Source organism: Bacillus sp. NTK034, from assembly GCF_017303275.1.
GTDB lineage: Bacteria > Bacillota > Bacilli > Bacillales > Cytobacillaceae > Cytobacillus.
Genome location: NZ_JAFKOJ010000001.1, coordinates 978,209 through 1,002,997 on the forward strand (window position 1 = coordinate 978,209; position 24,789 = coordinate 1,002,997).

Consider the following 24,789-nt stretch of genomic DNA (forward strand, 5'->3'; position numbering starts at 1 on the left):
TGGAGCCAGGCTGCTATTCATCAATGTCTCTTTTAACTTTTGTTTTCTTCGGGGGCTGAAACCGATGCGGATTTTGCGTTCTTAAATACACAGGCCTTAAAGGCTGAAAAGGGAATCTCAGAAATGAATCTTTCAAGTCCCGGTATCTTGGTGGGTAGAACGGCTCCAAAAACGGCCTTCCAAGAGAAGTAAGCCTGATCATATGTGTCAACAAGATGCATGAACAGAACAACACACCTACAAAACCCCATAAATTTGCGAAAAATAAAAACGGAAATCTTAGAAATCGAATCGTATTATTCATCTTGCATACAGGTGTAGTAAAAGAGGCAAGAGCTGCCAGTGCGATAATGATTAACAGGACATTACTTGTCAGCCCTGCCTGCACAGATGCAGTCCCAATAACAATCCCTCCTACGATACCGATTGTCTGCCCGACTTTCGTGGGCAATCTGGCTCCAGCTTCTCTTAAAAGCTCAATTACCAGTTCAAGCATTAATGCTTCATAGAAAGGCGGCAGAGGAATATGCTGTCTTGAAGTCACCAGTGTTCCTAACAAATCCGTGGGGATGAGCTCCATATGATAAGTAAGCGTTGCAACATAAATAGACGTGATCTGTATGGAAAAAATAACTGAAAAGGCCCGCAGAATTCTTGCAAAAGACGCGATAGTCCAATTTAAAAAATAATCTTCAAAGGAACTGAAGAATTCAGAAAACGTTGTAGGGGTAATCAGCACATGCGGCGACCCTTCTATGGCGATCACGATTTTTCCTTCAGCAAGGACAGCGGCTGCCCTGTCCGGCCTTTCTGTATCCAGCAGCTGCGGGAATGGAGAGTTCTTATTATCAGAAATGAGCTGTCCAATATATGAACTGTCAGTAATTTCATCAAAATCGATATTTTCGATTCTTTCTTTAACCATGCTGACATAATCTGCATTCGTGATTCCCTCAATATAGAGGACGGCAACCACTGTTCGGGATATACTTCCGATTATATATTCCTCAATGATCAGTTCAGAGATGGGCAGCCGTTTGCGAATTAAGTTCAAATTATTGCCTAAGGACTCAACAAATGCTTCCTTCGGTCCAATCACCGTTTGCTCGACTTCCGGATGAGTCAGCTCCCTTACGTATGAACATTTAGCAGCCATAAAAGCCGCTTTTTGTTTTTCGGCTTCCACTGTAACCATCACATAGCCATTCAAAAGCAAATGTTCTGCTTTAGAAAGATCCTCACAAATTTGTATGCTTGCGGACGGCAAAAGCTTTTTCAAATCATCGATTTCGCTGAACTTACCCTGAAGAAGCTGAGGGAGCAAACTTTTGGTGATCATTTTTTGGTCTGTTAGTGTTTTAAAATAAATAAAAGAAAAACAGAGGCCTGTTTGTCTATTGCTGTAATATACTTTTTGAAAATCATGAGATCGTGAAAATGACTTCTCCAGCTCGTTAAATTCAATCTCGGATATACTTTTCTTCTTTTTTAACTCTTTTTTCATACACAAATCACCAGTTTGTTATGGCATTATGTGTTAGTGTTACCGTTTTTGGAAGGATTATGAATGAATAATAACTAAAAAAAAGCCTTCCTGATCATGAGGAAGGCCTTGATAACTAAACGGATTCTTCTTCCGGCTGTTTAAAACAGGCAGAAACAAGAATTTCAAGATTCTCAAGTTCTTTAGCATCCAAAAAGGAGATGCAGCTGCGCAAAGTATTCAGTGCGCTATCAATGAGAAATTTTCTTGGTTTTTTCGAATGGACCATTTCTTCTTGAATAAAGTCCAGAAGATCAATGCAATCGTTCTGTTCTTCCTGTTGTATGGACTTTTTTATAGTCAATATGGATTTACAAAGAATATGCACATTTCTATGATCTGTCTGCTTAAATCTGTTTTCAATCAGTTCAGGCTTCAGAAGATACTCATCGGCAGAACTGACCTCTTCAACGACCTTCCTGATTCTTTCTACACTATAACGGACCACAGGATTAATGCTTGAAGAGAACTCAAAGAATTTTGTATAGTATTTTACGTTATGATGGAGGATTCCAAGGAACATCACGGCGCAGTCCAGTAAATATGGTTTCTTGTCTTCTCCAAAAATCTCAATAAACCGGTTGAAAATCCAATCCACCATTCTAAGCTGACCTTCCTTAATGAACTGCTTGAGTTCAGGGTCATTTGAAACAAGCACTTCTTCAAAAAGGGCCACCAATTTATTTGTTCGATTCATATTCATTTGTAATTCTATCTGCTGTGTGAAGACTTCTAAGCTGCTTGGATCCTGGCCAATAAGAAGCTTATTGCGTTCATCTTCCATTTTTTTATGCAATGTTTTAAAAATGGACATAAGCAGCTCATTTTTTGAAGAAAAATAATTATAGAATGTTCCTTTGGAAATGCCGCTGTATTCTAAAATATCCTGAATGGAGGTAGCTTGAAAACCTTTATCCAGGAATAATTGATGTGCTTTATTTATTACATGAAGTTTCCTATCATTCATTTATTATCACCTGTCATTTTATTTGAACTGTGTGTATAATCTAATAGTACATCATTCTGAGATTTTTCACAAACCCTCTATTTAACAAGGATTTTTTTGTTGCATAAATTGTACTCATGGTATATTATATGGTTTGTGTGTAACGCGAGTATAAAAGAATGAACTGATAGTACAGGAGGAAAAATGCAATGGAACAAGCAATAAATAATAAAACAGATCGACCGCCCTATGGGATTCTGGCTGTTTTAATGATTGGGGCATTTATTGCCTTTTTGAATAATACATTGTTAAATATTGCCTTGCCATCTATTATGGCAGATTTGGAAATTGAAGCGGCAACTGTGCAGTGGCTGACCACCGGTTTTATGCTGGTAAATGGTATTTTAATCCCGGCTACTGCATTTTTAATTGAAAAATATACAGTCCGCAGGTTATTTATTGTGGCAATGGGGCTATTTACAATTGGTACCCTTGTAGCGGGGGTTGCTCATGCATTCCCGGTATTGCTTGCAGGCAGGATGCTGCAGGCATCAGGATCGGCTATCATGATGCCATTATTAATGAATGTTATGCTGATCAGCTTCCCGGTGGAAAAACGCGGGGCAGCCATGGGTGTATTTGGCCTGATCTTAATGTTTGCCCCTGCAATTGGGCCGACTCTTTCCGGATGGATTATTGAACACTATGATTGGAGAATGCTATTCCATTTCCTTTCGCCGATTGCCGGAGTCATACTCGTGCTTGGCGCGGTCATGCTGAAAGACAAAAAGGAAAAAGTGAATATTCGTCTGGATCTGTTTTCCCTTATTCTATCAAGTATAGGTTTTGGCGGAATACTTTATGGATTTAGTTCTGCAGGGAATAAAGGCTGGGACAGTCCTCACGTGTATTTGACCATTGCTGTAGGTGTTATCAGCTTAGTATGGTTTATCCTAAAACAATCAAAATCTGATCGTCCAATGCTCAACTTTGGCGTTTATAAGTACCCGATGTTTGCCTTGTCATCAGCTATCAGCATGACGGTTAATATGGCGCTGTTCTCCGGGATGATTCTGATTCCGATTTATGTTCAGACATTAAGGGGAATTTCACCGCTGGATGCAGGATTGATGATGCTTCCAGGAGCCATTGTTATGGCCGTGATGTCGCCATTAACAGGAAAGCTGTTCGATAAAATAGGCGGGCGGATATTGGCGATCATTGGGTTAGCCATTACAGTAGGAACTACTTATGTATTCAGCAGGCTGACTCTGGAAACAACTTATACACAGTTGATTATTCTGAACTCAATCAGGATGTTCGGGATGTCCATGGTTATGATGCCAGTTTCTACGAATGGCTTGAACCAGCTGCCAAGAAGATTATATCCTCATGGAACAGCAATGAACAACACGCTGAACCAGGTGGCAGGTGCCATTGGTACAGCCTTATTGGTAACAGTTATGTCAACAAGGACGGAAACTCATGCTGCGGAAATCGCGAAAGAAGCGATGAAAGGCGGGGCTATGGCTAATGGCGGTCAAATGACTGAAGCCGCTGTGGCGGAAATGCAGCAGCAGGTATTAACGAAAGCCATGCTTGAGGGAATCAACGATGCTTTCTTCGTAGCAACCTTTATCGCTGCAGCTGCACTGGTTCTGTCCTTCTTCATTAAACGTGCAACACCAATGGAAGACGCGGTCGAAGAGTCAAAGCAGGAGAATATGGTGCCTAAATTGGCAAAAAGTTAATTACCAGAGGGGGAATCTTAGGATTCCTTCTTTTTTATATAGGTTTTAAATGAAAAAGCCTGCAATGCTTTCTGAGCATTTGCAGGCCTTCTTATTATCTATTTTTTCCAATTAATTTGATTGATTGATGTCCGCTGTGAGGGTGAGGTGAAAATAGAATATGATCCAGATACAGAGCTTCCAGCTTTCTGTCACTTAAATTAAACAAGCTGTGATTATGCTGGAATTTAGATAGAGATAATAATTTGCTGATTAACGTTTCTCTGTTTAATGGCATGTATTGAACCCTCCCTTTTGTTAGTTATATTTTAATTCATATTTATCCGATTAGTCAAGTAGGGATTAAGCAATTTTAAAACTAGCTGTTTTCGCAAGGTTTGTTGCTTTTGTATATTATTTACTGAGTTGATTGTAGCGGAAGGTGCGAGGTCCTCGAAAATACATTCGCATTTCCTTCGTGCGGTGTTTATACAAGATGCTTATTCAAAGTCCTGAGGGAGTAGCGGGACAGGTGAGACCCCGCAGACGCGCAGCGTAGAGGAGGCTCACCGCCTGCCCCGCGGAAAGCGAGCAGCCTGGAGCGGAAATAAACGGACAAAATTGAAAGGCGAAAAACAACAATTTATACCAAAAGAGCAAAAAATTATAATAATAAATACCGTTACTATTTTTAAATTTAAAAAATTCAGAAAAGTATAGACGTTTTTTGTTGGATCCAGTATCCTAATATTAGATGGCTAAAGTTTTCTTAAGATAGGAGGGTTGGGATTATAAACGTGAATGCAGCTGCCAGCGATATTTTAAAAAAACTTGAGAATTTCTCAAGCGAAGAATTAGATCAGATCTACCACGTTATAAGGGCACTAAAAGAGCCAAAAAAGGAACTGCATTATACAGGGAGGCTTTTAGGAATCGGTTTTGAAGAAAATGGAGAAATGAGCATGGAATTGGGCATGCAGAATGCCAATACATATGATGTTGCCCAAGGTGGAGCTCTCTATACATTGGCAGATGTATCTATTGGATTCCACATAATGACCCAGATACCAAAAGATTCCGAAGTCTACACCTTGGAGTTGAAAATGAATTATATTAGGCCTGGCAAAGGAAAAAAGTTGTATGCCGAACCTACAATAGTTCATCTTGGCCGAAGTACTGTTGTTTCAGAGTGCAAAATTCTGGATGAAAAAGGACAGCCAGTGGCGATCGCATTGGGAACATTTTTTTTAAAACATAAGGAGGGGAATTTATAATGAGTGTAAAATTTGATGACGGATTACAAGTAAGGCGTGAAGTTTTAGGGGCTGAGTATGTTGATAACTCCATAAATAATGCAACCAGTTTCACAAAGCCTCTTCAGGAATTAGTGACAGAGTATTGCTGGGGAGAAATTTGGACTAGAGAAGGTTTGCCTAAAAAGACGAGAAGCATGATTAATTTAGCAATGCTGACTGCACTAAATCGCCCCCATGAATTAAAGCTTCACTTACGAGGCGCCATCAATAATGGTGTTACAAAAGAAGAGATTCAGGAAATATTTTTACAGACTGCCATTTATTGCGGAGTACCAGCATCATTGGACAGCTTTAAGACTGCCCAGGAAATTTTTAAGGAAATGGGAATAGAAGAATAATAGTTTGTCTTAGCCATGCTTCTAGTTAGAAACACCATTCTGCCAGGTTAAAGAAGAATGGTGTTTCCCTATTTATAAATCTATTTATTGAATCTTTTGATAATTAATACTATTATAAAATTAAAGCTGTCGACAGCCGACAGATTACCAATTAAAAAGTGAAAGGGGTGGGAATATGAGCCAGAAACCTCTTGAGAAAGCACTTCCATTTTACCTTCAAATTCAGCAAACTATTAAAGAGCGAATTTGGCACGGAGAATATAAACCAGGAGACCGGTTATACGAAGCCCAGCTTGCCAAGCAATTCTCCATCAGCCGCAGCCCTGTTAGAGAAGCGATCCGGATATTAATTAATGAGGGCCTTCTGTGTATGGATGAAAAATCTCAAATCACGGTATATAAGCCAACATTGAAAGATGTTAAAGATATCTATGGCTGCAGGATTGCACTGGAATCGGCTGCTGTGGCTCTGGCAGCAGAGAGGGCAACAGAGGCACAAATAGCAGAACTGGGAAGTATCATAGCTGGAACAGAAGCGGCAATCAAAAAAAATGATAAGGAGGAAATTGTAAATTGGAACACGAAGTTTCATGAGAAAATCATTTTAATAAGTGAAAATGAAAGGTTAAAAAAACTAGTGGATGAACTTCATTCATTAATTTATTATTACAGGCTTTTAAATATTGAGGGTGATGAGCGTGGACCTATTATTTTAAAAGGCCACAAGGAAATCTTTAAAGCGATCAGTGAAAGAAATCCAGAAAAAGCAGCACAATGTTTAATGGAACATACCCAGGAGGATTTAAAAAACCTGATATATCTTATTGAGGGAAAAGAGGAGATTAAATGAGGATTGTAGATGCTGAGGTTTTAACTGAAAGCGTTGCCAAGCTTTGCTGGGAAGCATGCTACTATTTGCCTGATGATGTTTTGGCAGGGTTTAAACGAGCCGAAAAAACAGAGGCTTCACCTATCGGGAAGTCCATTCTTCAGCAGCTGATGGAGAATGCAGAGGAAGCTAAAACTAATCATATGCCTTATTGTCATGATACTGGCATGGCTGTTGTTTTTGTTGAGATCGGGCAGGATGTGCATATTATAGGCGGAAATTACTTAGATTGCATTCAAGAAGGAGTTCGGACTGGATACAGGGAAGGGTATCTACGCAAATCTGTTGTAGGTGATCCTTTGCTTCGTGTAAACACAGGAGATAATACCCCAGCAGTCGTACATACGGAAATTGTGCCTGGTGATCAAATTAAGATTACCGTTCTGCCAAAGGGCGGCGGAAGTGAGAATATGAGCGCTATGAAATTTCTGCTTCCAGGGGAAGGTGTCGAAGGTGTTAAGAATTTTGTCCTTCAGACAATTAAAGATGCCGGGGGGAAGGCGTGCCCGCCCGTTGTGGTAGGAGTGGGGATTGGCGGCAGTTTTGATAAAGTAACATCTCTTGCGAAACATGCTGTATTAAGAGAAATTGGTGTTCACCACCCTGACCCACATATTGCAGAGCTTGAAAAGGAATTACTGGAAGCCATTAATAATACAGGGATTGGACCTCAGGGACTTGGCGGGACGAGCACAGCATTATGGGTGCCTATCGAAACATTCGCATGCCATATTACAGCCTTGCCTGTGGCAGTTAATATTCAGTGTCATGCTGCAAGAAAGAAAACAATTGTTATTTAAATGAAAGCTGGGAGGGATTCGATGCCGGAATACAGGCTGCAAACACCTATAACCAAGGAAGATATAAAGAAATTAAAAATTGGCGATACTGTATCGCTGACAGGAACGATTTTCATGGCCAGAGACGCTGCGCATAAAAGAATGGTAGAGCTGCTTGAAAATAATAAGCCTTTGCCAGTGGAACTAAAAGGGGAAGTCATCTTTTACGCAGGTCCTTGCCCTCCAAAACCTGGACAGGTAATAGGACCGGTAGCACCGACTACTGCATTTAGGATGGATCCATACGCACCCGCAATGTACGAATATGGCGTTGTCGGAACGATTGGGAAAGGCCCGAGGAGAGATATGGTGAAGGATGCCTGCAAGAAACATGGCGCAGTTTCATTTGCGGCGATTGGTGGATTGTCAACCATTCTAAGCAGGAGAGTGAAAGCTGTCCAGGTGGTTGCATATGAAGACTTAGGACCAGAAGCGATAAGAAGACTGGAAGTTCAGGATTTCCCTTTGCTTGTAGCATATGATTCAAACGGTGACGATTTATACCAGCAAGAGATTGCAAAATATGAAAATTTCAATCAAAAAACAAATAAGGGAGCTGTATGATGATGAAAAAATTTGAAGTTGCCGTAATACCTGGGGATGGAATTGGAAAAGAAGTAGTACCTGTATCTTTAAAGGTATTAGAAACGGTTGCAGAAGTTCACGGTGGAATAAAATTTGATTTTCAATCTTTCCCTTGGAGCAGCGATTATTATGTGGAACACGGAAAGATGATGCCGGATGATGGCTTACAAACATTAAAAAACTTTGAATCTATTTTTCTTGGTGCCATCGGTAATCCAGCTTTAGTTCAAGACCACATTGCCTTATGGGGTCTGTTAATTAAGATTAGAAGGGAATTTGAACAATCTATTAATATTCGTCCTGCAAAGTATTTTAAAGGGTTAAAGTCGCCGCTGGTCAACCCTAATGATTTTGATTTAATTGTAGTACGGGAAAACAGTGAAGGAGAGTATAGTGAGGTAGGAGGAAGAATTCATAAAGGTGATGATGAACTGGCCATCCAGAATGCTATTTTTACTAAAAAGGGAACAGAAAGAGCGATGCGCTATGCCTTCGAACTAGCAAAGAAAAGAAGAGGCCATGTGACATCAGCTACCAAGTCTAATGGGATTTTTCATTCCATGCCATTCTGGGATGAAGTATTTAACGAAGTCAAGGGAGAGCATCAGGATGTACAGACTGCTTCTTATCATATTGATGCCCTTGCTGCATTTTTTGTAACTCGTCCGCAAATATTCGATGTCATTGTAGCCAGCAACCTATTTGGGGACATATTGACCGACATTGGAGGAGCAATTATGGGAAGCATTGGGATTGCTCCTGCAGCAAATATCAATCTTAACGGAAAGTATCCATCCATGTTTGAACCGGTTCATGGCTCCGCACCAGATATAGTAGGGAAAGGAATTGCTAATCCAATCGGACAAATTTGGACTGCCAAAATGATGCTGGACCACTTCGGTGAAGAGGAATTGGGCAGTAAGCTGCTTGATATTATAGAGAAGGTCACAAATGATGGTATAAAGACTCCGGATATTGGAGGAACTTCATCAACAGAAGAGGTTGGAGATGAGATTTGCAGACGGCTTAAAAAGGCGGTTTCAGTTTAACTCTTAATATCGTAATTGTAGAATCCCAGAATTCGAATCTGGGATTCTTTTTTTAGGGATTGTTATTTTTTTACTTTGGATTGATTCTCATGGCTTTATGCTATAAGGGACGGTCCGGCGATCCTGCTCTTTCTTTTCGAGTGAGAAAGGGAGCCTGTACTTACATGCATAATTGATAGACATGTCTTTAAATAATTAAAAAACAACCGCTCCTTGATTGGTGCGGTTGCCCTTTGCGTCTTACTATTAAAAAAGCAGTTTTATTTGCTTTCAGCGTCCTCAATGATATCCTTGCCGATTTTTTCAGCCCACTCATTGTAAATTGGTTCAAGGGTCTTCTTGAACTCTTCGATTTCAGCATCAGAAAGCTCATTGATTTCAACTTGCCCATTTTCTTTTAATTTTGCCAATGCATCGTCATTAAGTTTTTTAGCAGACTCTCTTGCAAGCTTTGTTCCTTCGTCAACGCCTTTTTGTACAATTGCTTTTGTTTCATCATTTAAGCCTTCCCAGAATTTTGTATTAGTCAGCAAAGCATAATCAACACGGGTATGCCCCATAATCGTCATATACTTTTGCACTTCATCAAACTTCTTGGATTCAATGTTGCTGAAAGTGTTTTCCTGTCCATCAACTGTTCCCTGCTGAAGGGCAGTATATAATTCACCGAAAGGAATAGAAGCAGACCCAGCTCCCAGTTCAGCATAGATTGCTTCAAGCAATTGTCCGCCTTGTGTCCGGATTTTCATCCCATCTAAATCCTCCGGCTTCTTGATTGCCTTTTTATCATTAGTCATGTGCTTTGCGCCATTTGGCCACATAGCCTTTCCAAGCACTCCGTCTTTTTCAAGACGCTTAAAGATTTCCTGCCCTTTTTCTCCATCCCAGAACGCATTAGCAGCTTCGTCGCTTTCAAAGAGGAAAGGCATTGCAGGAATATTGAATCCAGGGTCGTTCCCAACAAGCTTAGACATATCAGGTAAAATGAATTGAACATTATTTGCAACAAGGTTCTGATATTCATCCTTATCGCCAAATAAAGAGCTGTTAGGATATACTTGTACTTTAATCTTGCCGTCTGACTCTTTTTCAATGACCTCTTTCATTTTTAGAGCACCTTGATGTTTTGGAGTATTTTCAGCTACAACGTGAGCAATTTTAATTGTTAGTTCTTGTACTCCATCGCTTTCAGCACCGCCGCCTGAACCTTCAGTTTTCTCAGAATTGCCGCACGCCGCCAGGGCGAACATCATTACCAGAGCCAGAGCCGCCAGGAACAACTTTTTCATTTTCTTCATTTATAATCCCCCTTTTTAATAAGTAATTTGATACGAATTTATTTATCTCTGTATGGTCAGCTTCTTTGTCTAAGGCAATGCTTGCTTCACTAAATTTTTGAAATACGATCTCTGGAAGTGAAGTAGCAGCATCTGCATCTTTAAAAAGCTGACTTGCCATGCCAATGTCTTTTTTGATCAATTCAAGAGAAAATCCGGAATTATAAGTTTCTGTCAAAATGAAACTTGGGAACTTATATTCTGTCGAGCCGCTCCTGCCGGTACTTTGATTAATTACATTGATTGCCTTCTCAGGCTCCACACCAAAGTTCTCCAGCAATTGCACAGCCTCACAAGATGCTAAAAGATGGGTGGCTGATAAGTAATTATTAATTGCTTTTATTAAATGGCCGCTTCCGGATGGGCCAACTAAAGAAATATTTCTGCCCAAGGCACACAGCAAACGCTTACATTTTTCGAATTGCTCTGCTGAACCGCCAGCCATGATCGTCAATGTCCCATCAACTGCTTTTTTTACTCCGCCGCTTACTGGAGCATCAACAAAGCATATATTATAAGGTTCCAGTTTTCTGCTATTTTCTTTTGTATCCGCAGGATAAGAACTGCTCATATCAATTATCATGAGAGAATTCTGATCTTGAAGCGGAACCAAAGATCTTGAATTAATGATTTCTTCCACTACCTTGTTAACGATTACAGAGGAAGGGAGCATTAACACAACATACTGTACTTTATGAATCCACTCTTTCATATTGCCGGTAGTGCCACCCAATGCCCGGAGTTCGATTAATGCGTTTTCATTCACATCTGACCCAAAAACATGGTATCCGTTCTTAAGGAGATTCTTTGCCATTGGCAGACCCATTTTCCCCAGTCCGATAAAGCCAATATTTTCTTTCATAAAAGAACATCTCCTTTAAGCCCCTTATGTAAAGAAGGAACCTTTTTTCTTCTTTGGTCAAGAGAATTATTTTCCAGAGTCTCATTGACTAAAGAGGGTTTTTTCTTTAGTGCCAAAGTACTTTCTTCTAATACCACCTTTCGACCTCCTTTTTGGATTTTGGATACAAAGTAAAATTTACGAGGTGCTAATACAGGATGATAAAAATAGTATAACAAATCAGTCGAATATTGTGAATACACTAAAAATAATAAAAAAATAAAATTTTCTGTTTATTTTTATTACTATTTCTTGTATATTGAAAAAGAAACCAAGCAAGGATTGGATACAATCCAAAAAAGGAGTTGATTGTATGAAGCTCTTTAAATGGCTTGATCACATCGAAGAAGGCGCAGCTGGATTGCTATTTATAGGAGGAGTAGTTGTCAGTTTATATGGTGTATTTACCAGATATGTGTTAAATGCACCACAGGCATGGGTCACTGAGATTTTTGAATTTCTACTCGTATGGTCCATTTTTATCGGGTTTGGAATGGCTTTAAAAGACAATCGTCACATTCAGGTAGAGTTATTGTTTGATATGCTGCCAAAAGGATTAAAAAAGATCGTTGCAGGTATTAGTAATATCATTGGAGCGTGCTTCACCTTTTATCTAGCTTTTTCATCCCTCGAATTGATAACGCTTTCAAAAGAGCAGGGGATCACTACCATCGATGTCGGAATTCCGATTTGGATTACGTATCTGGTTCTGCCAGTGGGAATGAGTTTGCTGGGGGTTTACTTTATTGTGAAGGCTTATCGGGCATTTACAGGTGATAAACGTGAAATTACAGGAGAACTTGAGCACCTTTATGAAGAAATGCAGGAGTTAAATAAGAAAGAATCTGATCAGAAGGGAGTAGGAGCATGAGTCCGGTTCTAGTATTGTTTTTGGTCTTTGCCATTCTTTGCCTTATTAGAGTGCCTATTGCGGTCAGCTTAGGGCTTTCAAGTGTTGTAGCTCTGTCCATGATCGACTTTACTCTATATACTGTCATCCAAAAAATGTTTAACTCCTTAAATTCAGCAACACTAATGGCTATTCCAGGGTTTGTATTTGCTGGAATTATTATGTCGAAAGGCGGTATATCCTTTCATTTGATTGAAGCTCTTAAATCGTGGGTTGGCCATATTCGCGGTGGACTCGCGGTTGTTACCATCCTTGCATGTATGATTTTTGCTGCAATATCTGGTTCAAGTCCCGCTACAGCAGCAGCCATCGGGAGCATTATGATACCAGGAATGGTAAAGGCTGGTTACAGCAAGCGCTATGCAATGGGATTAGTTGCAGCAGCAGGGACACTTGGAATTCTGATTCCACCCTCCATACCATTAATCATCTACGCGTCTGTTGCAGAAGAATCTGTAGGTAAACTATTTGCTGCGGGGATTATCCCGGGTTTATTGCTTGGCGGTATTTTACTTGTTTCTGCAATTGTTAACGCACGCATTCATAATTATGGAAAATTGCCGAAAGAGCCAATGAATGTACGCTGGAAAAAGACCTATAAGGCCATTTGGGGGTTTCTTCTTCCTGTTATTATCCTCGGAGGAATATACTCTGGAATTGTAACCCCAACTGAAGCAGCATTTGTTTCATGTTTCTATGGAATCATTGTTTCAGTATTTATCTATAAAGAAATGTCGTTTCCTAAATTCAGGGAAGTACTTAAGGAATCCATCAATATTACTTCGATGATCTTCCTGGTTATTGCCTCAGCTATGATCTTTGGAATGTTCTTAACGACAGAGCAAGTACCGCAAAGTTTCGCGGCATGGATTGAAGAAAGCACAACGAATAAATGGATTTTTATGATTGGTGTTAATTTAATGTTCTTCGTGCTTGGAATGTTCCTGGAAGCTGTAGCGATTATCTTAATTACCTTGCCAATTTTACTTCCGGTTCTAGTGATGTTTGATATTAATATTATTCACTTTGCGATTATAATGACGATTAATATGGAATTGGCAATGATTACTCCTCCTGTAGGATTGAATCTTTTTGTAGTAAGCGGAATCACTAGGGAAAAAGTAGGGGAAGTAGTAAGGGGAGTCCTGCCTTTCTTCGCTCTTATGGTATTGGCCCTTATATTAATTGTTATTTTCCCGCAGATTTCACTGTTATTAGCAAAATAATTCTTGGCAGTTTTTACAATGCTTAAGGAGTTTTTAAATGAATCAGGTAAAAGAGTTTCATACATTACAAGAAAAAGTTACAGATATGATTAGGGAATCTATTTTCAACCAGGTTTATAAACCGGGGGAAAGATTGATCCAAGATGAATTAGCTTCAAGATTTGGGGTGAGCAGGATGCCTGTAAGAGAGGCTCTCCGCTGTCTCGAGAGGGAAGGACTAGTAGCCTTTCTTCCCCATAAAGGAGCACAGGTAATTGGCTTTAGAAGGGAAGATATAGAAGAGCTGTATTATCTGAGAGCACTCCTGGAGGGCATCACTGTTCAAAAATCAATGAATTTTCTTACAAATGAGGATAAGTCAGACTTACATCTATTTGTAAAAAAAATGGACCAGGATATTGAAAACAATGATATGGATTCCTTTATTAGCCATAATCATCAGTTTCACATGCTGTTGCAAAAGGGATGTGATTGGAAAAAGATTAAATTGCTGACGAAGGAATTTATTGAGGGATACCCAGCTCATGTTCCAAGTCTCATTCCAAAAACAATGTTTGTTTCGAATGAAGAGCATAAACAAATGTTAAGAGCCCTTGAATTAAAGGATCCTATCATGCTGAGACAGCTGGTCGAAAGCCATATCATGAGGGCAGGGAATGCGCTTACTCAAGTAATTGAGTAAGCTATTCTTCCATAAAATTGGATCCAATATCCGCGAAGGAGGAGTTAACAATGGCACCTAAACGATCCTACTTATTTGTACCGGCAGTTTCTGAAAAAATAATGGGAAAAGCATTATCCAGTGCAGCAGACAGTGTTATTTTTGATCTGGAGGATGCCGTTGCCATTAATGAAAAAGAGATTGCTAGAGAAAGGGCAAAAAATTACTTGCTAAATTACCCAGCTGAAAAAGATGTGTATATCAGAATCAATGACTTTACAACAGTGTATTGGAGAAAAGATATCGAGTGTGCAGTTGAATCAGGTGCGAAGGGAATCATTGTCCCGAAAGCTGAAAGCGGCAGCAATATGAAAGTTATCTGCCAAACAGTGCTTGAGCTCCTTGAAAGGGCGGGCAGAAAAGGAGATCATTTTGAGGTGCTGCCACTGATCGAAACAGCTTCAGGTGTTCACTTTGCCTATGAAATTGCAAATTCTCATTCTTTGGTTCCGAGGCTAGTGTTTGGTTCAATTGACTATTCACTTGATATAGATTGCGAGCTAACTGATGGAGGTGAAGAGCTTTATTTTGCAAGGTCACAAATTGTTAATGCATCAAGGGCGGCAGGGGTCGGCAGCCCAGTGGATGCGGTTTATCCAGATCTATCCAATGAAGAAGGGTTATACAGAGAGGCTGTCCGGGCTAGAATTTCAGGATTTAAATCCAAGCTGTCTATTCATCCAAAACAGATAAATGCCATTCATCAGGTTTTTACTCCGGACGAAAAAGCCTTGAAAGAAGCAAGAGAAATAGTAGAAGCGTTTGAAGAGGCTGAACTTAATGGGAGTGCGTCCATTTCGGTAAGAAATAAATTAGTGGATTATCCAGTATATAAAAAAGCAAAAGGGCTTTTAAACTATTCATGTTTATAAGAGGAGAGATAAAATGGTAACCACCCAAATTGCTAGAAATATCAATCATACAAATTTTGAACAAATAAACGGAAATGCTGTATATGAAGCTAAGAGAAGTCTATTGAACTGGCTCGGTGTTGCTATGGGAGCAGCCTATCATGAATCAATGGATAAAGTTTTAAATGTTTCAAAATTGATGGAAAGCACCCCGCAGGCGTCTATTCTTGGAAGAAATGAAAAGACTGATATGCTTTTCGCAGCTTTGCTAAACGGCATGTCATCCCATATTTATGACTTTGATGACACACTGCTTGAAACAGTTCTTCACCCTTCTTCCCCTGTTTTTCCTGCTGTATTAGCATATAGCCAATATAAGAAAAAAACCGGTAAAGAGGTTTTAGAGGCTTTCATTTTAGGCTGTGAGGTTCAGGCCAGACTTGCCCTGGCTGTATACCCTTCCCACTACTGGCGGGGCTGGCATATTACCGGAAGCGTTGGAGGAATTGGCGCTGCTGCAGCAATGAGCAAGCTCTTAAGGCTTGACGAGGAGAAAACTTCCTTTGCTATTGGGATAGCCGCAACCGATCCTACCGGATTAAGAGAAATGTTTGGAACAATGACAAAGCCTTATCATCCGGGAAAAGCAGCGATGAATGGGATGCTTGCAGCATTCATTGCAGGCGAAGGGTTTACAAGTTCTAAACAAGCATTGGAAGCAGAGCGCGGATTTATCAATGTTTTATCAGAAGAATCTAAAATGGAACTGCTGACAGATAAATGGGGAGATAAATGGGAAATTGAGAAAAACAGCTATAAGCCATTTGCCAGCGGCATTGTAACCCATCCGTCCATTGAAGGAATCATTGCCATACAGAGAGCACATAACTTAAAAGCAGAAGAAGTAGAAGAAATTCATATTACAGGACATCCTCTAGTTAAAGAACTAACCGGCAAAACAGATTTTAAAACAGGTCTTGAAGGGAAATTTAGTGTTTACCATTGCGTCGCTGCAGGATTCCTTCATTTAAGAGCTGGCGTGAATGAGTTTACTGATGATTTCGTTAATAAACCTGAAGTAAAGGCTTTAAGGACAAAAATACAGCTGAAGATAGATGAGAATATTAAAGAAGACCAGGTCAGATTAACAGTAAAATTGAAAGATGGCAGGGAACTCAGCCATTTCGTTGAACATGCTATTGGCAGTATGGATAAGCCTATGACTGATCAGCAATTGATTGATAAATTCAAGGATGTTACGGGAAATATCATTAGTGAGGAAGCAAAAAAATTACTTATTGATCAGGTATTCCGCCTGGAAGAAATAGAGGATTTGGAAGAATTTTTCCAGATGTGTACACCAGTTGAATCAGCCAGCCGTATTTAAGCAAAAGAAAGAAGGAGAGTAAATTGGGTTCTCCGAATACCAAGGCAAAAGTAAATTTTATGCCAAAGTCATCCTGGGTAAATTCCATTGGGTCTTCAAAAACATTTACCCTAATGCTGGGTGCTGCTCTGTCTGCATCTGTCTACGCTGTTTTGCCTGGAAGCAGTGTTTCTGCCAAAATCATGCTCGCCCTTTTGGTCTTAAGTGTCTTTTACTGGACATTTGAGCCCTTGCCGCTTGGGGTTACTGCTGTACTGCTGCTGGTGTTAATGCTGTTATTTAAAATTGTGACCATGGATATTATCTTCAGCGGTTTTTCCTCACCAGCCATTTTTTTGATAATTGGGGGAATGATGCTGGCAAGAGGAGTTAATGATACCCCACTTGCTAAAAGACTGGCATATTTGATTTTGGCAAAGTGGGCCGGCACAGCAAAAGGTTTATTAGCAAGCATTTTGCTCATCCCTCAGGTGCAGGCTTTTTTTATCCCTGCAGTAGCTGTAAGAGCTACCCTGATATTACCTGTTGCTTTAATGGCGCTCGATCATATAGGTGTTAAGAAGGATGGAAATCTGCGGAAAATGATTCTGCTTGGTGTTGCATTTGGCGGAACAATAAGCGGAACGATTGTCATGACGGCAGCAATCGGAAATATCTTGACGGTAGAATTATTAAAGCAGTTTTTGGGGATTCAAATAACTTATTTACAATGGTTCATGTACACGGTTCCAATATGGCTGCTTTTAATTCCCCTATCCTGGCTGTTATTAATCAAGGTATTTCCCTTGCCAAAAGAAAATGAAGAATTTCATCATTTGAAGGAGGAAATGGACAAAAAGCTGAAAGAGTTAGGTGCTATCAATACAGATGAAAAAAAATGCATCGGTATTTTAATTCTTATTGTATGTTTATGGTTTACCGAACCGCTGCATGGACTTCACCCAAGCATTCCAACCCTGATAGGTGTTATATTAATGGCATTTCCAGGTATAGGCTGTTCGAAGTGGGATAGTATGGTAAAAATCAATTTTGATACTATTCTCATTATGGGTGTAACTTTATCGCTTGGCTATGCTTTTAATCATTCGGGGGCAGCGGAACTTGTAGGGACTACTTTAAGTGCGGGATGGATTATTGATCTGCTTCGCACACCGCTTACTGCTGTTGCATCCATTTTAATTATCACACAAATCCTGCATTTGGCTGTTGCCAACGTATCGACAGCAGTTGTGACGCTAATTCCTATTTTTATCGGGCTGTCTGGCAAGGCAGGTGCCGATCCGGTATTAATATGTATTACGGCTTCACTAGCCTGCCTCCATGGATATATTCTTGTAGTTGAAGCAACTCCCAATATTATTGTCCATAGCACTGGGCAGATCCAGCAAAAAGAGTTTATTATCCCGGGAATCTATATGACTATTATTATGATGGTCGTTACAATATTAACGGCTGTAACGTGGTGGAACTGGCTCGGTTTTTTGTAAAATAAACTTAAGTGTCAGAAAAGTGTAGACAATAATATTTGGATCCTGTATCCTAAAACTAAAATAGGATAAGGAAAGGTATTTGAAATATGTCTATGAATCAGGACTTACGAATTGAGAATAGGGATACACTCCATTTAAAAGTGTGCAATGTAATAAGAGAAGCGATTATCAGAGGGGATTTCAAGCCGGGTGAAAGGTTAAAGCAATCAGATCTGGCAGAAAAAATGGGCGTTAGCAGGATGCCTGTTCGAGAAGCATTTAGAAAACTGGAGTCAGAGGGACTTATTAAGCTGGAGCCGCATAAAGGTGCCGTAGTGAAATCAATCAGCATTAAGGACATTGAAGAAATTTATGCCTTAAGATCTGAGCTGGAGAAAATGGCTGTTTACCAAAGCGTTGATTTTTTAACAGACGAAGATATCACCCAGCTTTCTTCGCTTGTAGCAGAAATGGAAAAGGCCGATGATGCAGACACTTTTGTACAGTATAACATTGACTTTCACCGTTTGCTTGTAAAAAGATGTAATTGGGAACGTCTTAATTCATTTATTGGCACATTGTGGAATGGCCTTCCGCAGCAAACACCACACCTTCTAACCGGACAAATTGAAACCTCAAATACAGAGCATAGAAAAATCCTTGAAGCAGTTGTAAAAAAAGATAAAGAAACCGCTGCTAATATTGTATCGGAGCATATCTACCGAACAGGAGAATCATTAATAGAAAGCCTGAAGAAAGAAGGGAAGTAAATTCCCTTTCTTTATAAATTGGATCCAATATCCAAAAAGGAGAAATGAAAAATGGGCAGAATGCTGGAGGATGTTAGTAAAACTATTCTAAAAGAACATGGTGTCCCTGTGCCAGGCCATGCAGTTATTTCAGGTAGTGAAGAAATAACTGAACATCATTTATCAAAACCATGTGTTTTAAAAGCTTTGGTTCCCGTAGGAAAAAGAGGAAAAGCCGGGGCAATCAAGTTTGCAGACACTGTTGAAGAGGCAAGGAGCAAAGCAGATGATATTTTCGGTATGACAGTTAGAAATTTTCCTGTAGATAAGGTCTTGTTGGAAGAAAAGATTGATATTGATGAAGAATGGTATGTTTCTATTACAATTGACCCTCAAAAACAGGTTCCGGTAGTTATTGCTACCACAGAAGGTGGAGTTGAAGTAGAAGATCTTGTTAAAGATTCTCCTGAGAAAGTTGTAATTTATCATGTTGAACCTTTTGCCGAGCTTCAGCCATACCAGTCAAAGGAAATTTGGAGCAGACTCGGAGTTACGGGCAAGCCTTTAGTAAAAGCTGCAGCAATCCTATGCAAATTATATAATATCTTTCTTAGGTATGACTGTTATATATTGGAAATTAACCCGTTGGTACTTACAAGGGACGAAGAAGTAATGGCAGCGGCTTCGGTAATGGGTATGGATGATTCAGCGCTATATCGCCACCCGGAACTTGAAGGCAAGGTGGAATCAGGCAGTGAACGTTCCTGGAGGCCTTTAACCCAGCTTGAGAAGGATATGGTAAAAGTTAATGACGCAGATTATCGCGGAACAGCACGCTATACTGAAATGGATGGCGGTGAAATTGGTTTTATGTGCGGAGGCGGAGGAGGAAGCTTATTAAGTTTTGACGCCCTTATTAATTTAGGAGCCTCTCCTGCAAATTACACAGAAACGGGAGGTAATCCGCCAGAAGAAAAAGTAACGGGATTAACAAAAGGAATTCTCTCCAAGGAAGGAGTAAAGGGCCTGTTTGTGGCACACAACATAACCAATAATACACAAATCGATGTCTTTGCCCGGGGAATTGTAAAGGCCATTGAAGAATTAGGCGTAGACCCTGCAGAGTTTCCCATAGTTGTGAGGGAAGCAGGAGTTAATGACGAAGAGGGAAAAAGAATTTTTCTTGAAGCAGGTATTACTTATTTCGGAGAAGATTTAACAATTGAAGAAGCAGCAGCAGAAATGGTTAAAAAGATGAGAGGGGTATCCTAAATGTCAATTCTAATCAATCAAAACACTCGATTAGCTGTACAAGGAATTACAGGCCGGGAAGCTTCTATGATTGTCAGCCATACTCTTGCCTATGGTACTAATATTTTTGCAGGCATTACACCAGGTAAAGGAGGACAGCATGTACAAGGAGTACCAGTTTACGACACGGTTGCAGAAGCTGTTAAAAAGCATGATATAAATGCATCTCTGATTGTTGTGCCTCCTGCGTTTGCATTGGATGCTGTTCTCGAAGCAATTTCAAGTGGAATTAAGCTGATTGTTGTTACAACAGAAAATATACCTCAGCATGATGCAGTAAAATTGCTATACGCTGCGCGAAAACAAAATGTTACGATCATCGGTCCTAATACGGTTGGCATGATCAATCCAAAGGACCGCATAAAGATGGGATCAATAGGTGGAGATCGGCCTGAACGATGTTTCGTTCCTGGAAATGTCGGAGTGATTTCAAGAAGCGGTGGGATGACTGCTGAAACCTCCTGGATGGTTAAGAGGGCCGGGTATGGTGTTACAACAAGTATAGGAATTGGCGGAGATAGTTTGATCGGAACCACTATTAAAGACCTTCTTGTTCTGTTTGAAAAAGACGATGAAACAGAAGCTGTTGTTACTTTTTCAGAGCCTGGAACCTCATTTGAAGAGGACGCTGCCCAATTATTAAAGGAAGGCGGTTTTACAAAGCCGTTAATATCTTTTGTTGCCGGGAAGTTTACAGAATCCATGCCGGAAGGGACAGTTTTTGGCCATGCCGGTGCAATGATTTCCGGAAACTCAGGACGTCCCTCATTAAAGATGAAAGCGCTTAAAGATTCAGGTGCACATGTTGTGGAGAAGTATGATGATATCATTAGCGTTTTACAAGCGGTATTAGGTGCAAAAGTAGGTGAGGTAAAATGACATTAACCCGAATGTTAGCTGAATATGCGAGTAATGTTAGATTTGAAGATTTGCCTGATGAAGTTGTTGAGTATACCAAACTATGTATTTTGGATTGGTATGGCTCAGCACTTGCGGGAAAAGATGAAAAACCGATTCTATCCATATTGGAATTGACTCAAGAATGGGGCGGGAATGAACAAGCAACGCTTATTACCGGGGGAAAGTCTTCGATTGGCAATGCCTGCTTAGTCAACGCAGCTGCCAGCCATATTGTAGAGCTGGATGATATTCATAAATCATCCATTATCCATGCAGGCACGGTGGTCATTCCAGCAGCTGCAGCTGTTGCTGAAGCATATGGATTAAGCGGAAAAGACCTTATTACTGCCGTAGCTGTGGGTTATGAAATTTGCTACAGAATTGGAGAGGCTGTTTCTCCTTCCCATTATTATTACTGGCATAACACAGCAACCTGCGGGACTTTTGGTTCTGCTGCAGCAGCAGCTAAGCTTCTTAACTTAAATGTCGGGCAAATTATGTATGCTCTCGGAAATGCTGGCACACAAGCAGCCGGTTTATGGGAGTTTATTGAGGATGGAGCTAACACAAAACAGCTGCATACTGCAAAAGCAGCTTATAATGGCGCACTTGCTGCCTTGCTTGCAAAAAAAGATTTCACTTCAGCATCCAAAATTCTGGAAGGCAGAAGGGGCTTTTTTAATGCCATGTCAGAGAAATATGATGCAGATAAAATTACAAGGAATCTTGGCAAAGAATTTAAAATTATAGAAAATAGTTTTAAAATCCATGCCTCCTGCCGCCACACACATCCAGCGATGGATTGTATATTAAACATCATGAAGGAAAACGCCCTCACCCATCAGCAAATACAGAGCATCTCAATTAAAACCTATCAAACTGTCCTGAATATAACAGATAACCCAAACCCTGATACAGTGTATGCTTCTAAATTTAGCAGCCAGTTTTGCGCGGCTATAATTGCAACGAAGGGTTCTGCCTCATTAATCGATTATAATAATGAAATTTTACAATCACCAGAGTTAAGAAATCTGATGGAAAAAGTCAGTGTTGAAGCCGATCCCTATTACGAAAATGCTTATCCTGAAAAATGGGGGGCAAAGGTAGTCATTAAAATGAAGGATGGCAGAACATTCAGTGAAGGAACAGATTATCCAAAGGGTGATCCGGAAAAACCTGCGGATAAGGAAGAACTGATTCAAAAATTTATAACTATGACTTTAGACAAAGTATGGAACGCTGAAGAAAAGCTTCAGGCAATTTTACAATTAGAAGAAATTAGCGCAGCTGAAATGATGGAAGCGGGGGAAGAGTCGTGCAAACAAATACAGTAGCGCCTCTTTCAAATTCAAGAAGATTTGTTCTTACAAGACTGCATTCACTAGCGGGGCTTATCCCGCTAGGCCTTTTTTTAATACAGCACTTAATGGGGAATGCATTGGCTATCCTAGGAAGCGAGAAATATGACGAACATATTCAATTTATGCTCAATCTCCCATTTTTGCTCTTGCTTGAAATTGGATTAATAGCCATTCCCCTATTATTTCACGCTATCTACGGAATCTATCTATCTTTCATTTCCAAACCGAATGCACATGTATATAAATACAAGCGAAATATAAGTTTTCTTCTCCAAAGGGTTACAGGAATTATTACCTTTATTTTTGTTATCTATCATGTCTGGTCACTTAGAATTAGTCCTGTAATCAGTGGAAATGAGGTTAATCATCAGGTGGTTGGGGAACATTTGGCAAACCCTGTTATGATGATTTTTTATATGGCAGGTGTATTAAGCACAACCTATCATTTTACAAATGGAATTTCCACTGCTCTCATAACTTGGGGGTTAACAATTGGTCCTTCATCCCAAAAAACGGTCAGAAATCTGTGCTTTGGATTGTTTATTATTTTAACTGTCTTGGGATTGGGAAGTCTAATTTCATTTGTTAGTTAACGTCACCTAGGATAGTAAGTTTTATGCTTTCAGACGGAAAGGGGGATATTATGAAAAACCAGGAAATTATTGTGATTGGCGGCGGCCTGGCAGGATTGATGGCCACTATTAAAATAGCAGAAGCCAAAAAGAAAGTGAAATTGTTTTCTCTTGTCCCGGTTCGCCGTTCCCACTCGGTGTGTGCGCAAGGTGGCATCAATGGGGCTGTAAATACAAAGGGAGAAGGGGACTCTGTATGGGAGCACTTTGATGATACGATTTATGGCGGTGACTTTTTAGCCAATCAGCCTCCTGTAAAAGCAATGTGCGAAGCTGCACCGGACATTATTTATTTATTGGCTAGAATTGGTGTGCAATTTAACCGTACAGAAGAAGGCCATATTGATTTTAGAAGGCTAGGAGGTGCTAAATATTCCAGGACGGCTTTTGCTGGATCGACAACAGGTCAGCAAATTCTTTATGCGCTGGATGAACAAGTTCGCAAATATGAAGCTGAGGGTCTTGTTGAAAAATTTGAATACTGGGAATTAGTATCGCTTATTAAAGATGATGAAGGAAGATGCAGAGGCATTTCTGCTCAGAATTTAAAATCGATGGCAATTCAGACATTTAAATCAGATGCAGTCATTTTAGCATCAGGCGGCATAGGCAACATCTTTAGAAAAAGTACAAATTCGATCATCAATACAGGAAGTGCACATAGCATTGCATACCAGCAAGGTGCGAGATATGCAAATGGCGAATTTATTCAGATTCATCCAACTGCAATTCCAGGGGATGACAAACTTCGGCTGATGTCAGAGTCAGCCCGCGGTGAGGGTGGAAGAGTATGGGTCTATAAAGAGGGTAAACCATGGTATTTTCTCGAGGAGAAGTATCCTGCTTACGGAAATCTCGTGCCAAGAGATATTGCAACAAGGGAAATCTTCCATGTATGCGTTGACCTCAAGCTTGGCATCAACGGAGAAAATATGGTTTACCTTGATCTTTCCCACCTGCCTGCAGAATTACTGCAGAAAAAGCTTGGCGGAATACTTGATATCTACGAAAAATTTGTGGGCGATGATCCAAGAAAACTCCCGATGAAAATATTCCCAGCTATGCATTACTCAATGGGCGGCCTCTGGGTTGATTATGATCAGATGACAAATATACCCGGCCTTTTTGCATGCGGAGAATGTGATTACCAATTTCACGGCGGAAACCGTCTTGGAGCTAATTCCTTAGTTTCTGCTATATATGGCGGGATGGTGGCAGGCCCTAATGCTGTCAGCTATATAAATAGCCTTGAAAAATCTTGTGAAGACCTTGCACCATTCATTTTTGAAAAGGAAAAGAAAAAGCAAGAAGAAGAAGTTGAAAAAATCTGCAAAATGAACGGGCATGAAAATCCATATCAGCTGCACGTCGAGATGAGTGACTGGATGGTGGATAATGTGACCGTTGTCAGATATAATGACCGCCTTCAAAAAACAGATGAGAAACTCCAGGAACTTCAAACGCGTTTCAGAAACATTGGAATTGATGATGCATCAAGGTGGCATAACAGAACCGTACCGTTTGTCCGTCAGCTTAAAAATATGCTTGAGCTTGCCAGAGTCATTACGCTTGGCGCTCTTAACCGGAATGAGAGCAGGGGTGCTCACTATAAACCTGAGTTCCCAAATAGGGATGATGAAAATTGGCTAAAAACTACTATTGCTACATATACCCCGTTTGGTCCAAGCCTTTCTTATGAACCAGTTGATCTTAAATATATTGCTCCAAGGCCAAGGAGATATGACATTGTAACATCAGGACAAAAAGAAGAGGAATCAAAAGTATAAGGAAAAGAAGGT

Annotated in this window: 25 protein-coding genes; 19 read left to right on the top strand and 6 right to left on the bottom strand. The window is 40.1% G+C overall.

Annotated elements, in window-relative coordinates; genetic code table 11:
* Positions 1–13 precede the first annotated feature (13 nt).
* Together JI665_RS04890 and JI665_RS04895 are read right to left on the bottom strand one after the other, a co-directional pair.
* On the bottom strand, positions 14–1,504 hold the full coding sequence (locus tag JI665_RS04890) for a spore germination protein (protein ID WP_206836997.1): 1,491 nt from the start codon (positions 1,502–1,504) through the stop codon (positions 14–16).
* 115 nt (positions 1,505–1,619) lie between these two features.
* Complete coding sequence (locus tag JI665_RS04895) at positions 1,620–2,510, bottom strand: TetR/AcrR family transcriptional regulator (RefSeq protein ID WP_206837000.1); 891 nt, start codon at positions 2,508–2,510, stop codon at positions 1,620–1,622.
* Between the two features lie 188 nt (positions 2,511–2,698).
* Between JI665_RS04895 and JI665_RS04900 the strand changes: the two genes are divergently transcribed.
* On the top strand, positions 2,699–4,240 hold the full coding sequence (locus tag JI665_RS04900; protein ID WP_206837003.1) for a DHA2 family efflux MFS transporter permease subunit: 1,542 nt from the start codon (positions 2,699–2,701) through the stop codon (positions 4,238–4,240).
* A 94-nt stretch (positions 4,241–4,334) separates the two neighbouring features.
* On the opposite strand, the gene JI665_RS04905 is transcribed toward JI665_RS04900, so the two are convergent.
* On the bottom strand, positions 4,335–4,517 hold the full coding sequence (locus tag JI665_RS04905; RefSeq protein WP_076256156.1) for a hypothetical protein: 183 nt from the start codon (positions 4,515–4,517) through the stop codon (positions 4,335–4,337).
* 499 nt (positions 4,518–5,016) lie between these two features.
* Between JI665_RS04905 and JI665_RS28500 the strand changes: the two genes are divergently transcribed.
* The 6 genes from JI665_RS28500 (at position 5,017) to JI665_RS04935 (ending at position 9,235) form a co-directional block, all read left to right on the top strand.
* Positions 5,017–5,493, top strand: coding sequence for a PaaI family thioesterase (locus JI665_RS28500; protein WP_206837006.1), 477 nt, complete (start codon positions 5,017–5,019; stop codon positions 5,491–5,493).
* Positions 5,493–5,873 carry a 4-carboxymuconolactone decarboxylase gene (gene pcaC / locus JI665_RS04915; RefSeq protein WP_035330511.1) on the top strand — a complete coding sequence of 127 codons (381 nt, stop codon included), beginning with the start codon at positions 5,493–5,495 and terminating at the stop codon, positions 5,871–5,873. Before JI665_RS28500 ends, pcaC begins: the two co-directional genes overlap by 1 nt.
* Before the next feature lie 175 nt (positions 5,874–6,048).
* Positions 6,049–6,723, top strand: a complete 675-nt coding sequence (locus JI665_RS04920; protein WP_206837009.1) for a GntR family transcriptional regulator — start codon at positions 6,049–6,051, stop codon at positions 6,721–6,723.
* Positions 6,720–7,562, top strand: a complete 843-nt coding sequence (locus JI665_RS04925; RefSeq protein ID WP_035330509.1) for a fumarate hydratase — start codon at positions 6,720–6,722, stop codon at positions 7,560–7,562. The genes JI665_RS04920 and JI665_RS04925 overlap by 4 nt, the downstream gene beginning before the upstream one ends.
* A 21-nt stretch (positions 7,563–7,583) precedes the next feature.
* Positions 7,584–8,165: a FumA C-terminus/TtdB family hydratase beta subunit gene (locus JI665_RS04930; RefSeq protein WP_035330508.1), complete on the top strand. Its 582-nt coding sequence runs from the start codon at positions 7,584–7,586 to the stop codon at positions 8,163–8,165.
* Positions 8,162–9,235, top strand: coding sequence for a tartrate dehydrogenase (locus JI665_RS04935; RefSeq protein ID WP_280516060.1), 1,074 nt, complete (start codon positions 8,162–8,164; stop codon positions 9,233–9,235). The genes JI665_RS04930 and JI665_RS04935 overlap by 4 nt, the downstream gene beginning before the upstream one ends.
* Positions 9,236–9,495: 260 nt before the next feature.
* Here the strand turns inward: JI665_RS04935 and JI665_RS04940 are convergent, their stop codons facing one another.
* Genes JI665_RS04940 through JI665_RS04950 form a run of 3 tightly spaced genes read right to left on the bottom strand, consistent with a single transcriptional unit; the run spans position 9,496 to position 11,571 of the window.
* The gene (locus tag JI665_RS04940; protein WP_206837012.1) at positions 9,496–10,533 is read right to left on the bottom strand and encodes a DctP family TRAP transporter solute-binding subunit; all 1,038 of its coding nucleotides are present in this window, start codon (positions 10,531–10,533) and stop codon (positions 9,496–9,498) included.
* Positions 10,454–11,434 carry an NAD(P)-dependent oxidoreductase gene (locus JI665_RS04945; protein ID WP_206837014.1) on the bottom strand — a complete coding sequence of 327 codons (981 nt, stop codon included), beginning with the start codon at positions 11,432–11,434 and terminating at the stop codon, positions 10,454–10,456. Before JI665_RS04945 ends, JI665_RS04940 begins: the two co-directional genes overlap by 80 nt.
* Positions 11,431–11,571, bottom strand: a complete 141-nt coding sequence (locus JI665_RS04950) for a hypothetical protein (protein ID WP_206837017.1) — start codon at positions 11,569–11,571, stop codon at positions 11,431–11,433. Before JI665_RS04950 ends, JI665_RS04945 begins: the two co-directional genes overlap by 4 nt.
* A gap of 215 nt (positions 11,572–11,786) precedes the next feature.
* On the opposite strand from JI665_RS04950, the gene JI665_RS04955 reads away from it, so the two are divergent.
* The 12 genes from JI665_RS04955 (at position 11,787) to sdhA (ending at position 24,777) form a co-directional block, all read left to right on the top strand.
* Positions 11,787–12,344, top strand: coding sequence for a TRAP transporter small permease (locus tag JI665_RS04955; protein ID WP_206837020.1), 558 nt, complete (start codon positions 11,787–11,789; stop codon positions 12,342–12,344).
* Positions 12,341–13,609 (top strand): TRAP transporter large permease, encoded by a 1,269-nt coding sequence (locus JI665_RS04960; protein ID WP_206837024.1) that lies wholly within the window; start codon positions 12,341–12,343, stop codon positions 13,607–13,609. The genes JI665_RS04955 and JI665_RS04960 overlap by 4 nt, the downstream gene beginning before the upstream one ends.
* Before the next feature lie 37 nt (positions 13,610–13,646).
* Positions 13,647–14,291, top strand: a complete 645-nt coding sequence (locus tag JI665_RS04965; protein ID WP_206837027.1) for a GntR family transcriptional regulator — start codon at positions 13,647–13,649, stop codon at positions 14,289–14,291.
* A 50-nt stretch (positions 14,292–14,341) separates the two neighbouring features.
* Positions 14,342–15,202, top strand: a complete 861-nt coding sequence (locus JI665_RS04970; protein WP_206837030.1) for an HpcH/HpaI aldolase/citrate lyase family protein — start codon at positions 14,342–14,344, stop codon at positions 15,200–15,202.
* Between the two features lie 13 nt (positions 15,203–15,215).
* Entirely contained in the window at positions 15,216–16,568 is a 1,353-nt protein-coding gene (locus tag JI665_RS04975; RefSeq protein ID WP_206837032.1) for an MmgE/PrpD family protein, read from the top strand.
* 23 nt (positions 16,569–16,591) lie between these two features.
* On the top strand, positions 16,592–18,055 hold the full coding sequence (locus JI665_RS04980; protein WP_206837035.1) for an SLC13 family permease: 1,464 nt from the start codon (positions 16,592–16,594) through the stop codon (positions 18,053–18,055).
* 89 nt (positions 18,056–18,144) lie between these two features.
* Positions 18,145–18,807, top strand: coding sequence for a GntR family transcriptional regulator (locus JI665_RS04985; RefSeq protein ID WP_206837038.1), 663 nt, complete (start codon positions 18,145–18,147; stop codon positions 18,805–18,807).
* Between the two features lie 51 nt (positions 18,808–18,858).
* Positions 18,859–20,058, top strand: a complete 1,200-nt coding sequence (locus tag JI665_RS04990; protein ID WP_206837040.1) for an ATP-grasp domain-containing protein — start codon at positions 18,859–18,861, stop codon at positions 20,056–20,058.
* On the top strand, positions 20,059–20,976 hold the full coding sequence (locus tag JI665_RS04995; RefSeq protein WP_206837043.1) for a succinate--CoA ligase subunit alpha: 918 nt from the start codon (positions 20,059–20,061) through the stop codon (positions 20,974–20,976).
* Positions 20,973–22,331 carry an MmgE/PrpD family protein gene (locus JI665_RS05000; protein WP_206837046.1) on the top strand — a complete coding sequence of 453 codons (1,359 nt, stop codon included), beginning with the start codon at positions 20,973–20,975 and terminating at the stop codon, positions 22,329–22,331. Before JI665_RS04995 ends, JI665_RS05000 begins: the two co-directional genes overlap by 4 nt.
* Positions 22,313–22,951, top strand: coding sequence for a succinate dehydrogenase (locus JI665_RS05005; protein ID WP_206837049.1), 639 nt, complete (start codon positions 22,313–22,315; stop codon positions 22,949–22,951). Before JI665_RS05000 ends, JI665_RS05005 begins: the two co-directional genes overlap by 19 nt.
* 50 nt (positions 22,952–23,001) lie before the next feature.
* Positions 23,002–24,777, top strand: a complete 1,776-nt coding sequence (sdhA, locus tag JI665_RS05010; RefSeq protein WP_206837052.1) for a succinate dehydrogenase flavoprotein subunit — start codon at positions 23,002–23,004, stop codon at positions 24,775–24,777.
* Positions 24,778–24,789: the final 12 nt, after the last annotated feature.